At 32.2% G+C, this 12,390-nt stretch carries 13 protein-coding genes; 4 read left to right on the top strand and 9 right to left on the bottom strand.

Annotated features, from left to right (window positions below; genetic code table 11):
- Positions 1-229 precede the first annotated feature (229 nt).
- Positions 230-643, bottom strand: a complete 414-nt coding sequence (locus tag CBP76_RS11275) for a MerR family transcriptional regulator (protein WP_102197001.1) — start codon at positions 641-643, stop codon at positions 230-232.
- A 166-nt stretch (positions 644-809) separates the two neighbouring features.
- On the opposite strand from CBP76_RS11275, the gene CBP76_RS11280 reads away from it, so the two are divergent.
- Complete coding sequence (locus CBP76_RS11280; RefSeq protein WP_102196959.1) at positions 810-1,361, top strand: hypothetical protein; 552 nt, start codon at positions 810-812, stop codon at positions 1,359-1,361.
- Between the two features lie 57 nt (positions 1,362-1,418).
- Here CBP76_RS11280 and dltD read toward each other — a convergent pair whose 3' ends face one another.
- The 6 genes from dltD to rpsN form a co-directional block, all read right to left on the bottom strand.
- Positions 1,419-2,687, bottom strand: a complete 1,269-nt coding sequence (gene dltD, locus CBP76_RS11285; RefSeq protein ID WP_102196960.1) for a D-alanyl-lipoteichoic acid biosynthesis protein DltD — start codon at positions 2,685-2,687, stop codon at positions 1,419-1,421.
- Between the two features lie 3 nt (positions 2,688-2,690).
- Complete coding sequence (dltC, locus tag CBP76_RS11290; RefSeq protein ID WP_425430307.1) at positions 2,691-2,930, bottom strand: D-alanine--poly(phosphoribitol) ligase subunit DltC; 240 nt, start codon at positions 2,928-2,930, stop codon at positions 2,691-2,693.
- A gap of 11 nt (positions 2,931-2,941) precedes the next feature.
- Positions 2,942-4,153 carry a D-alanyl-lipoteichoic acid biosynthesis protein DltB gene (dltB, locus tag CBP76_RS11295; protein WP_102196961.1) on the bottom strand — a complete coding sequence of 404 codons (1,212 nt, stop codon included), beginning with the start codon at positions 4,151-4,153 and terminating at the stop codon, positions 2,942-2,944.
- Complete coding sequence (dltA, locus tag CBP76_RS11300; RefSeq protein ID WP_102196962.1) at positions 4,146-5,666, bottom strand: D-alanine--poly(phosphoribitol) ligase subunit DltA; 1,521 nt, start codon at positions 5,664-5,666, stop codon at positions 4,146-4,148. Before dltA ends, dltB begins: the two co-directional genes overlap by 8 nt.
- A gap of 20 nt (positions 5,667-5,686) precedes the next feature.
- On the bottom strand, positions 5,687-5,836 hold the full coding sequence (locus tag CBP76_RS11305; RefSeq protein ID WP_102196963.1) for a teichoic acid D-Ala incorporation-associated protein DltX: 150 nt from the start codon (positions 5,834-5,836) through the stop codon (positions 5,687-5,689).
- 567 nt (positions 5,837-6,403) lie between these two features.
- Entirely contained in the window at positions 6,404-6,673 is a 270-nt protein-coding gene (gene rpsN, locus CBP76_RS11310; RefSeq protein ID WP_102196964.1) for a 30S ribosomal protein S14, read from the bottom strand.
- A 365-nt stretch (positions 6,674-7,038) separates the two neighbouring features.
- Here rpsN and CBP76_RS11315 point away from each other — a divergent pair, with 365 nt between their 5' ends.
- From CBP76_RS11315 to CBP76_RS11325, 3 genes are all read left to right on the top strand, one after another.
- Entirely contained in the window at positions 7,039-7,845 is an 807-nt protein-coding gene (locus CBP76_RS11315) for a WxL domain-containing protein (RefSeq protein ID WP_102196965.1), read from the top strand.
- 118 nt (positions 7,846-7,963) lie between these two features.
- Positions 7,964-9,025 carry an SGNH/GDSL hydrolase family protein gene (locus CBP76_RS11320; RefSeq protein WP_102196966.1) on the top strand — a complete coding sequence of 354 codons (1,062 nt, stop codon included), beginning with the start codon at positions 7,964-7,966 and terminating at the stop codon, positions 9,023-9,025.
- A 99-nt stretch (positions 9,026-9,124) separates the two neighbouring features.
- The gene (locus CBP76_RS11325; protein ID WP_102196967.1) at positions 9,125-9,850 is read left to right on the top strand and encodes a GntR family transcriptional regulator; all 726 of its coding nucleotides are present in this window, start codon (positions 9,125-9,127) and stop codon (positions 9,848-9,850) included.
- 77 nt (positions 9,851-9,927) lie between these two features.
- Here the strand turns inward: CBP76_RS11325 and CBP76_RS11330 are convergent, their stop codons facing one another.
- Together CBP76_RS11330 and CBP76_RS11335 are read right to left on the bottom strand one after the other, a co-directional pair.
- The gene (locus CBP76_RS11330; protein WP_102196968.1) at positions 9,928-10,659 is read right to left on the bottom strand and encodes a GntR family transcriptional regulator; all 732 of its coding nucleotides are present in this window, start codon (positions 10,657-10,659) and stop codon (positions 9,928-9,930) included.
- A 74-nt stretch (positions 10,660-10,733) separates the two neighbouring features.
- The gene (locus tag CBP76_RS11335) at positions 10,734-12,383 is read right to left on the bottom strand and encodes an alpha,alpha-phosphotrehalase (RefSeq protein ID WP_102196969.1); all 1,650 of its coding nucleotides are present in this window, start codon (positions 12,381-12,383) and stop codon (positions 10,734-10,736) included.
- Positions 12,384-12,390: the final 7 nt, after the last annotated feature.

Below are 12,390 nucleotides of genomic sequence, written 5' to 3' on the forward strand. Positions count from 1 at the left end.
TACTTGGAAATAAAAAAACTATTATTTAAAAATTTAAATAACAGCGACTAGTTTACCCTAACAAATATTTTTTACTTATGCAAATTATCAGTTTTATTGTAAGCATTTTAGCTACCAAAAAAGGCCTAATTTTTAAATTAAAATTAAGGCCTACATTCACTAACAATATAACTTAGCGAGTTCTTGTAAATTCAAATATAAATTTTTAAAAAATAACTGAACTTTTTTATCAAAGCTGTTCTTTATGTAAACTAGATTTTACATACTTTTTTGTTCCATCTGCCGTGGCTTGACCATAATAGTGGCATTTAAATTCTATTGTATTCAGTGTTTCTTGTAATTGATTCATCTGTTGATGAACTGACTCTCGTAGATTTTTGAACATTTCGAACCTTTCATCTAACGTTGAATCGCCTTCAATGGTCCATTGCATAAATTGTTTAATATCTTTAATTGGCATTCCAGCATTCTTTAAGCACTCAATCATTTGCAATGATGAAACATTCTCATCAGTAAAACGTCTCACTCCCACTTCATTCTTCTGTAAATTAGGAATTAGACCTTCTTTATCATAATAACGAATCGTTGAAACGGTTAGACTGCACTTAGTTGCAACCTCTCCAATTGAATACGTGATTATCATTTCTTGCATTTGCATTCCTCTTTAATCCCTATATCCTAAAATTAACTTCAATTAGTAATTTGATATTAACATATATTTTACTGATGAAGTTCAGAAATAATGGAAGCAAGGCATTTAATAGTAGTACAATGAAAGCGGTAACAAGACTTAGATTGGAAGTGTCGCTATGCTCAAAAATGGTAAACAATTCCTAACTGCTAATAATTTCTATAATTCAGTTGGCCCATTGGATAACAAATTAGTTAATGTCTCTTTAAAAGGGTTCAAAAAAACACACCCCTCATTACGAAATAACGTATCCAAATATTTAAATATAGCAAGTGGACAAAAGAAACTAGATTTAATAATAGCTAATGGTGCTCTTTCAATAATTGACAATAATAAACAAATTTGGCAGGTCGCTTTTCAAAATATCAATCAAATTCAATTTGGAGTTATTAAACTCATTGGCGGAGTCATGACGATTCCAACTAATTTTTATTATTTGTCCATGATGATTCAATATCAGAATAGTAAAATGATTGTTCTTATTGATAAAGAATTGATCCATTACCCTGAGTACTTGCGATTATTACAAAATAGTAATATCCCAATCTCTAATCCGTTTGAAATAGAAAAATTATTGGATATGGAAAGCCACGATAGATATGACTATTTACAAAAGAATTATGGCTCATTGGCAAAAAGAGCTGACTATCCTAGTGATATTCGTAATTAAAGTTACTCCAAACAAACAGAGCTAGTAATCATATTTTGATTACTAGCTCTGTTTGTTTTATTTATTATTAGAAAAATCTGTATTCTGAGCCCAAGTATTAGTTAAGAAATAATCATTCATCTTATATTGAGTATTCTTAGGATTTGCTTTCTTATCCTTATAATAATCTTTTAGACGACGATCCATCATTAACCAACCACGCCATCCCATATGAATTGTATCTTCAGCGATATAGTTAGGATTCTTAACTTGAGAAAGATCAACTATATTGTTAAAGCCTTGTGATTTCAATTGATATTTAATCTTTGTATCGAAATTAGCAATTGAACTCATTGGTAGACCAGTATATTTAACCCAATGTGGATTAATTGGTTGAATAACAAACATTACCTCAACATGATTTTGGGCAAACATATAAAGCAACGCCTCAAAATCGTTATACTCTGGAGAATGCGTATAGGTAACATGTTTATGTGCATTCCTATAAATTGTAATTCTGTCCTTCAACTGACGTCTATAGAAAGAATCACCAATCTGAAGTTCATTATCTTGTGACTTAGTTTTAGCCATCTTGATAGCAAGATTATTTAATTTCTTATAATTATATTCATCTGGTAATTTACTTGAAGCCTTATTAATCATATCTTGATGATTATTCATTGAAACGGAGCCAAATAAATTATCCTGACTCTTCAAACTAGAGCGAGCAAAGTCTTTAATATAGAAACGTTGAAATTTAGTAATCTGCTTACCTTCAGAGATACGCTCCAAAGCTCCGTCTTCCATAGGTCCTTTGCTGACACCTAGATCAAGGATTCTAGTGGCAACGTACTTATTCATTGCTTTATCACCATGATCCGAATTCAAAATAAAACCTGTCAATTGAAGAGGAGATAAGAAATATTTAAAAGCTGCAGATGGTACACCGTTTTTAGTAAACCACTGAGGAGAAATAATAACGACAGCCTTATTTCCCTTCAATCCAGACATTCCATTGACATTCATTGCTTGAGTCAATGAAGCGGTACCAGGATTACCTAGCAAAAATGGCTTATTCTTCCAATCATATTTTTGTGCCATGGAAGATGGATGGAACGGATCCATTCTAGAAAGTTCTGATGAACCAATGATAGGAATATAGTTTTCCTTCTCAGCAGCATTTTTGACACTTTCGCCCTTTAAAACTCGAACATCCAAAGATGTAGCAGCTTGTTGAACCTTTGATGGTGTAACTGTTTTAAAGTTAATTGGAGCCCATAGAAGGATCAATAAAGCGGCAATAGCAACTATAACAGGTCCAAAAATCATCCATAACTTTTTTTTCATAATTTATTCCAATTCTTGTACACGTTGAGCAATTTTATTTACTGTTGACCACTGTGAACGGTCAAATTCAGATACGGGAACTGTAATACCAAAAGTATCTTGTAAAGTAACTAGAACCTCAACAGTTGCCATTGAGTCAAGAATGCCATCCTTGAATAAATCTTCGTCAGGATCTGCCCCTACATTATCTAAACCAGTAACATCTTTCAAAATATCAACTAACTTTTCTTTAATTTCATCCATAATAATTTCTCCTAACTAAACCATAATTTATCTAAAAAGCCTGAAAAGATTAAGAAACTGAAACATACAATATTAAATGTTAAAAAGATTGCAAAAGCTTGTGTAAATTTATTGCTTGGAATCTGTTTGCGATGTTTTCTCTTGAATCTTAACCAAGCATCATTGGTAATCATTGCCAGAGCATGGAAAATACCATAAACAATGTAATACCATGTCTCACCATGCCAGATTCCCATAATTAGAAATAATGCGAAATAACTGACATTGGCGATTGCAACACGATTTTTAATCCATTTGTGTTTGATGATGGTGAAGGTCAAACGCATATAGATAAAATCACGGAACCAGAATGACAATGTCATGTGCCATCTGTTCCAAAAATCTTTAATGTTCTTTGATTTAAATGGTGCATTAAAGTTCATTGGCGTCTTTACACCCATGAAATTACTAATTGCTACCGCAAAAAGAGAATATCCCGCAAAATCGAAGAACAAATACATACTATAAACATACATATATGCCAAAACATACCATGATAATCCTAATGGAGCCTGATTTCGATATGACATGGCTAGAATTGTTACCTTAGGTAACAACAATGTTCCAAAGAAATATCCAATAATGAATTTGTAAAGTAAACCTTGCATCAGCTTATTAACACCACTGTGTAAAAGTTCTACATATTCTTCTCGACTAGGAACATTTAGAACATCCTTTTGAAAACGTCTAAATCTATCAATTGGTCCTGATGTAATGGTTGGGAAAAATAGAAGAAATCTCATAAATTCAAATGGTTTAATTTCCTTAATAACCCCATCACGCATTTCCATAATTATTTCGACCGATTTAAAGGTTAAATAACTAATTCCCATAAAAGCAAATAATGAAATTGTAGGATTTTTAATTAACGGATCTAACTTAACAAAAATTAACGGTATGATTGCCAAGAAAACAAAGAGTGAAAAAATCCAAAAACTATTGTGCTTTTTACGATAAGACAAGTACCCGAAAACTGTAATCATTTCAAAAATCACATAGGCAATTAACGAGATACCTTGTGACATATTGCCACCAAAGAAAGCTGTGATTAAGATAACGACGGTTGCAAAGAAGTCATAGACTTTAAATCTTTTACCAAACCATAGGCCAATAATAATTGGCAATAAGAGTAGTAATAAATATATAAAGTAGTGTGGACTACTATAAGGTGTGATGTTATGCATTTATCTCGCCTATTAAAGTCTTTCTATCAATTTTGCCATTTTTACTAATTGGCAATTGCTCTACAAACTTCAATACATTCGGAATCATATATTCCATTGTCGTCTCTCTTAATGAACCTTTAATATCACTAGCAAGTTTCTTTTCATCATCTTCGTTAAACTCGTCTTCAAGCACGATACAAGCAATCATTTTTGATACTTGTTTCTTATTATTATAAAGCGGAACAGTACATGATTGTTTAACTTGATCCAAATTACCTAACATTGAATCAACTTCTTCCAACTCAATTCTGTAACCATGCATTTTAATTTGGAAGTCAGTTCTACCATGATAAAACAACAATCCATCTTCATTCTCACTGATCATATCGCCAGTGTGATAAAAGATTTTCCCATCAATTTCCTCAAAAGCCTTTGCAGTTTGTGTTGGATTATTTAGATAACCTTTAGAAACATCCGGTCCACTGACAAGTAATTCACCAGTCAAACGGCCTGTTTTCTCATCCACTGAACCAATGATCTTATGATCCATATTTGATTTTAAATATCCTATTGGTAAACGATCAAACTTATCCAAGACTGCTTGATCAATTAAAATTGATGTGATAGCAACAGTATTTTCCGTTGGACCATAAGTGTTATAAAGCTCAGCATGTGGGAACTTCTTAAGCAATTTTTGAGCCGTGGCATGTGTCAATTCCTCACCACAGAAAATAAATTTATTCAATTGTGGCATGTGCTCTTCATCGAACCCTCCGAATAACAAACACATTTCAAAGAACGAAGGTGTTGAAACCCATGTATTAAAATCTGAATTAACGATAGCTTCTTGTAATTTACCAAAGTTTTTAGTTGTATCTTTATCTACAACATTCAATGTAACTCCATCCATCAATCCCGGATAAATATCGAAAACTGACAAATCGAATGAGAATGGTGCCTGTAATAAGATATTTGTTTCATTCGTATAATTAAACTCTTTATTCGTCCATTGAACAAAATCCAAGATATTATTAGTACTGATTTGAACACCCTTAGGTGTACCAGTGGTGCCGGATGTAAAGATTATATAGAAATTATCGTCTGGACCAACGCTACGATTGCTATCGTAAATATTATTATCAGATGTAATAATATTTTCTATTTCTTCTTTTGTTATTTGAGGAGTATCAACACCAAAATCAGTAATATCGCTCCAATTTAAAATCAAAGCTGGTTTAGCAACACTGTTAATTTGAATAACTCGTGATGGATCTGAACCGTCATCGACTGGAATATAAGGATGACCAGCCTTGATTGCTCCTAGAAACATCACTAACATCTCGAATTGTTGTCCACCAAAAATTATTAATGGACTCTTAGCAGGCAAAAATTTTTCTTGTAAAAAACTTGCTACTCGATCAGATTTTTGTAGTAATTCCTGATATGTATGTGTCTCTGTACCATTTTTGTAACAAATCTTATCAGGCGATTGTAATGCTGTTGTAGTAATCTTTTCGATGATTTTATTCATAAGATATTCCCTTCTTCCTGCTAGAAATCGTTGTAAATGAATTTGGCACTTCCAACGCCGTTATAACCATATATATATAAGAGCACTAAGAAAATAGCGAAAAATACAATTGTTTTAATAATAAAAACTGTGACCGGTTTCTTTAAAAAAACAAGGAGACTATTTTTCATAATTAACACCTCACCAAAAGAGTTTGCTTATGCGGAAACTATATAACCATTCAAAATAAACAGTGTCAAACCGCAAAATGAAATAAAATAAATGAATATTGATTTTTCTATATAACCTGTATAAACATTATAGTAAAAAATCAACAATACTAATTGACATATTGTGTAAAAATATTTCGTTCTTTTTGACCAATGCCAACGGTTACATGGGGTTTGTCGATATGTGTTTAAACATATAAAAAGCGATAAATTGAATTTTATTTTAATTCTCATCACTGTATATCTCATTTTAAGTTTCCAAAATGATTTATTAATGTTACTTATCGATTACCGTATCTTATTATTATGCGATTGAAATTAAAAGTAAATAATTGATTATTACAATTACCAAAGTGTTAGTCTCATGTGACGTTTTTGTAAGATAAGACGCTTACATTATATGAAATGACATAATATTTATTTAAGATCAATAATAAAAACAACTAATATAATAAGTTCATATTGCTTTTATTTTAAGAAGTAAAAAAATAGATTCCTCAAAAAGGAATCTATTTTTATATTTAATTATTACCAACTAGCTTTTCTGACACCAGGGATTTTACCCTCATGGGCCAATTGACGAAAATTCAACCGCGACATCCCAAATTTACGTAAATAAGCATGTGGGCGACCATCAATTTTATCTCGTGAATGTAATCTCACTAGTGACGCATCTCGAGGTAGCTTACTCAATTCTGTATAATTATGTTCAGTTTTTAACTGTTGACGTAATTGAGCATATTTTTCAACTGTTCGTTGTAGTTTCTTTTCTCTTTCTATCTTAGCCTTACGGGCCATATCAATACCTAACCTTTTATTTTTGTCAGGAAATCAATGCTAGTAACTACTTTAATAGCTTCACAAACTTATTATCTTAGAAATGTACAATATCAAATATTTTGAACAAATACAATTCTTTTGTCCTAGAATGATAAAAGTTACTAACTACAATCCTTAAATAAAAATTTGATTTTTCTTATACTGTTAATAAACCACCAAGATATCAATCATAAATTTTTTATTAATAAATTATTTAACTTCATTTCACTTTAGATAAAAAACATTTATGAATTACGATACAAACTGTCCGCCTAATTTTGCTAAACTTTGAATATGGAGCAGGTCTGAGTAGACCTATAAATTTATAGTTAGGGGGACAGCTGATGAAATTGTTAAAAGATATTGCTCGTTTGTTAGTTTTAACTAGCATTAGTCTGTCCCTGATCCCCTTGACTACTGCTAAAGCCGCTGATGCGATTCAAGTACAAAATAACACCGCTATTACATATAGTGCCAATGACACATCCGCAGATACTACGGGTGACTCAACAAGTACCACGTCAGCATCCAAGGTTGCTGATTCTAAGACATCTGAGGTAAATGTTACAGTCCTTTCAGGAATACTAACTCTTGAGGCCGTACCCGATTTTAACTTCGGTACTATGATGCAAGGTACAACTGCTAAATTAAAAAATAATACCGCTGATGTTACTGGATTTGACAATGCTACTCATCCCAATAGTGTTGGTATAGATGGTAACGACACTGGTCTTCTAGAAATCATCGATTCTCGGAATTTCTCTAGCACGATGCCTGGATTTTCACTAACGGCTACAATGGGACAGTTAACGACAGCCGACGGCGCTAGCTCATTACCAGCTATTCTTAAATTGGGTTCTATTCCTTTGTTAAATTCTGATAATGAAAACATTTCTAGTTCTGCTACTGATCTGAAGACAAATTCAACAACTATCAAGAGTGTCAACGGTAGCGATGCAGCAACAACTGGTACAGTTATCGATCTATCTAAGGGCAGCTATAATGCTGGAATGGTAAAAGCTAATTTTAATACCCCTGATTCTGCTAGTTTGACAATCCCTGGTACCTCTGACAATAGTAAAAAATCAGCTAAAAATATGAATTCTGTTATCACCTGGACACTTTCAGCTAAACCAAATGCTACAAATTAATTATCCGAACCCTGAAATTCGAACATGAATTTCAGGGTTTTTTCTAAAATCAGCCTCCAGCTTATGTTTAAACATGATATTATATATTTAATAAATACTCTCTATAAGGAGTCTTATAATGGAGAATATCATTACTTGGAAACACAATTTTACTAATTACTCTAATCTCGATAATATTAATAACCATGAACAACATCTGAAAATATTTCAACCTTTACCTGCAAAAGACATTCGCTTTCAATTAAATAATTTATATGACGATATTCCTTTAGAAATTTCAAATATGACTATTTATACTGATTCTTTTAATAAGCAAACCGTAACCTTAAATAATCAAGCTAAATTCAAAGTTAATTCTCGACTGACTCAATGGTCTGATTGGATAAATTTTAACTTACCAGCAAAGAGTTTTTTATCAATCAATATTGAATCTCCAACAAAGATTATTCACTCAGCTGGTCTAACTATTTCTAATGATTTAATTCAGACCCCTGATTCAATATCTGAATCCCCTAAATATTTCTTTGGTGTTTCCGGTATTCAAATCAAGTCACCTAATTCATATAAAAGAATGGCTTTTTTCGGTGACTCTTTAACTAATCAAGGAAATTTTACCGCTCCACTTGCTTTGGACTTGGAATCTAATTTTAATATTATGACGGCCAACTACGGCATATCTGGTAATCGTTTATTGCATCAAGGACACAGTGACTCACAATGGTCAAATAGCTTTGGAGAAGCAGGATACACACGCTTTGATCACATGTTAGTAAATTATCGCCCAAATATTGTTCTTTTTATGGAGGGAATTAATGACTTAATCCATCCTGGAACAGAAAATACACCGTTATTAGAATTACCTTCAGCAGGTGCTATCACACAGGCGGTTCTCAATTTAAAGACTAAATGCGATTTACTCGACATCATTTTTATTCCGATGACCATTACTCCAGCGAAAGGAAATGGGGCTTGGAACGACACTAAGGAAGAACTACGTTTGGAAATAAACTCTAATCTATTAAAGTTTTCCAATACAATTGATTTGGCTTCCTTTGTCAGCAATGGGAACCATTTACATTCAAAATTTGACTGTGGCGATCATGTTCACTTCTCACAAATTGGTGGTCAATTAATATCCAAGTATATTAAAGAACAATTAATCAGAAAGAAATTGATTTGACTTTTTATTGTCTCAATTCCTATTTATTCGGTTTCAATAATTTTCTATATAATATATTATTAATAATATAAATTTAATTATTAAATTGGAGCGTTAAAAATGGCAGAAAAGGTTATCAACAAGGATATATATAAAACACTTAGAAATCGTATTATTACTGGTAAATATGACAAAAAAATGCGCTTGCCAACTGAAGATTTGTTAATTAAAGAATTCGATGCTAGTCGTTATGCTATCAGAAAATCCATCAAAGAGCTATCTGATGAAGGATTGGTTTATAGCGTTAAGGGTAAAGGAGTTGTAATTCTCGAGCGAACTCCTGATCCTTCTAACATTAAATTAAGCTTAGATAAAGTCAATACTTTACAAATGTCGGACCACGCTGAAGAAATTAGCCGTATAACCAGTATCGCAGATTTTAAAATGGTCATTACTGACGACAAATTAAGCAAACTGACTTCATTTAAAAAGGGACTTCCCCTTTATGTTATTAAAAGAATCCGACACGTTAATAAAAGAAATGTTGTCTTAGATATTAACTATTTAAACGCTCAACTTGTCCCCAAATTAACCGCAGAAATTGCCAAAAGATCGATTTATTCATATGTTCAAAATGATTTAAATATGAAAATTTCCATCGTCAAACGTTATTTAAACCTCGAACATGCTCAAGAAATTGATTATAAGTATCTTAATTTAGGTTTTAGTAACTGTATCGGTAATATGGTTACTTTTACTTTTAACGACAATGGAAAGTTGTTTGAATATAGCGAATCACACTTCATACCTGATCTATTCGCATTCAACCAAATTATTAAATTTTAAAAAGCACAAATAGGCTGTATCGATCCTTAATTATAAAGGATCGATACAGCCTATTCTTTTAGTTAATTTAAATTATCTTAATATGATTCAAACCCTACTAAAGAGAAATGATTTGGCACATACTTCATCTCAGTACATTCAAATAAGTTGCCCAAATCAGTATAGACGTACTTTTTCAAGACACCTACACAATTCGCTTCTTTTAGTTCCAACAATTCAGATTCTTTTTCAGTGACCGTTTCAACAGTTGCGACTGAACGAGCAGCAGCTATTTTGAACAAACCTTCATCACGAATATATTGATAAATAGAATCCTCAGCATTGGAAATAGTTAATTCAGGCAGAGCATCTTTTCTAAAATAACTAATATCAATGACCATGGCTTTTCCATTCACCATCCGTAAACGCTCAATATAATAAGCCATATCACCGACCGTAAAAGATGTCGTCTTTGATAGTTCTTCATTAATTTCTACTTCTTTAAACTCTAAAACTTTTGTCGTCAAATTCTTAATAAATTTATTTTGGGGATAACTCATCAAATCTTGAAACCCCAAACTATTGGTTGCAGAAAAAACAACTCGATTATCAATAATTGGCTCCAAAACTACAACTCCACGACCTTTAACAGTGTAAACTAAACCGTCAGATTGTAATTTCTTCAAAGCACGGCGAATTGTATTTCTGGTCACACTAAAGCGTTCTGACAGATCCTCTTCACCAGGTAAAATCGTTTTAGGAGGATAGACATTGCTATCTATCTCTCCCTTTAAAATATGATATATATCTGAATATAAATTCTTTGGCATTTTTTCTCCTCAATCAGTGTCCTAGAACAATAAATTTACTTTTTAATAACGGCTGATAAATGTCCCTCTAACATTTATTTATTCTCTAACATCACAGATTCGTAAGGTCTTAAAGTTACTGAACCATTATCAAGCTTAATATCTTGATAATTCCCCAACAGTAAATCAAAACCATTCCTAACAGTCCGCGTTTGTTTCTTGTCAGTAAAATTAGCCATTACCAAAATTTTACCCTTATCATCGTATCTTTCATAGCTGTAAACGCTATTATCCTTAGAATCAAGCAATTTATATTTTCCATCAGTTAATAATGCTTTATTTTTACGTAGAAAAATCAATGCTTTATAAAAATCAAAAACATTATTTTTCATCTTTAAAACCTTTTCAACTGAATAATCATCATGATGAACTGGTTTCAACCACGGCTGACCAGTTGTAAATCCATAATATTTACTAGAATTCCATTGCATTGGTAACCGCGAATTTTCCCGTGATTTTTGTTGTAAGATTTTGATGGCATGTTCTTTTTCCACACCATTATCAATCAATTCATTATAGGCATTGATTGATTCATGATCCTTATACTGGCTAATATCATTAAAATAGGCATTCTTCATCGCAATTTCATCTCCTTGGTAAATATAAGGAGTTCCTTGCAAACCAAACTCAACCATTGCTAATAACTTGGCGGACTCATTCCGATATTCATTATCATTTGTAAACCTAGAGATAGCACGTGGTTGATCATGATTATTCCAAAAGAGAGCATTCCATCCCCCTTGATGATTCATTTTAACTTGCCAGTCACTTAAAATCTTTGTTAAATCGGTTAATTTATAATGACCTAATGTCCACTTATTACCACCTGTATAGTCCACCTTCACATGATGAAAAGTGAACGCCATTGATAGTTCCTCACGTTGAGGATTAGTGTACTTAACTGCCTCTGAAACTGGCGTAGATGATAACTCACCAACTGTCACAAAATTATTAGGACCAAAGACCTTTTCATACATTTCATGAATATACTCATGAACATGTGGGCCATTGGTATAAAAATTACGACCATCATCTAGTGGTGTTTCAAAAGTATCATTAGGTAAATTTTTATCTTTAGAAATATTATTGATAACATCCAGACGGAAGCCATCAATTCCTTTTGTTGCCCAAAATTTCAGCATTTCAAAAATCTTATTTCGTAACTTTTCATTTCGCCAATTCAAATCAGGCATTGTCACATCATATAAGTGTAAGTAATATTGATTCAATTCAGGAACGTATTTCCAAGCACTACCACTAAACTTTGAAACCCAATTATTGGGTTCATGGCCATCAACAGGATCACGCCAAATATAGAAATCATGATAGGGATTGTTTTTACTCTTTAAAGCTTCTTGAAACCATTGATTCTCATTTGAAGTATGATTCAAAACCATATCCATGATAATCTTAATTCCACGCTTATGTGCCTCATTTAATAATCTTTCAAAATCATCCATCGTTCCAAAAACTGGGTCAATCTGATAATAATCAGCTATATCATAACCATTATCATTCCCTGGTGAACGATACATTGGCGTCAACCAGATCAAACCAATTCCAAGTTTTTTTAAATAATCCAAACGGGAAATGATACCATTAATATCACCAATACCATCTCCATTGGAATCTTGAAAACTTCGTGGATAGATTTGATACACAGTTTCTTTTTGCCATTCCTTCATTTAAGTT

Origin of the sequence: Companilactobacillus nuruki (genome assembly GCF_002872255.1) — a bacterium.
In the GTDB taxonomy this organism is placed as follows: Bacteria; Bacillota; Bacilli; order Lactobacillales; family Lactobacillaceae; genus Companilactobacillus; species Companilactobacillus nuruki.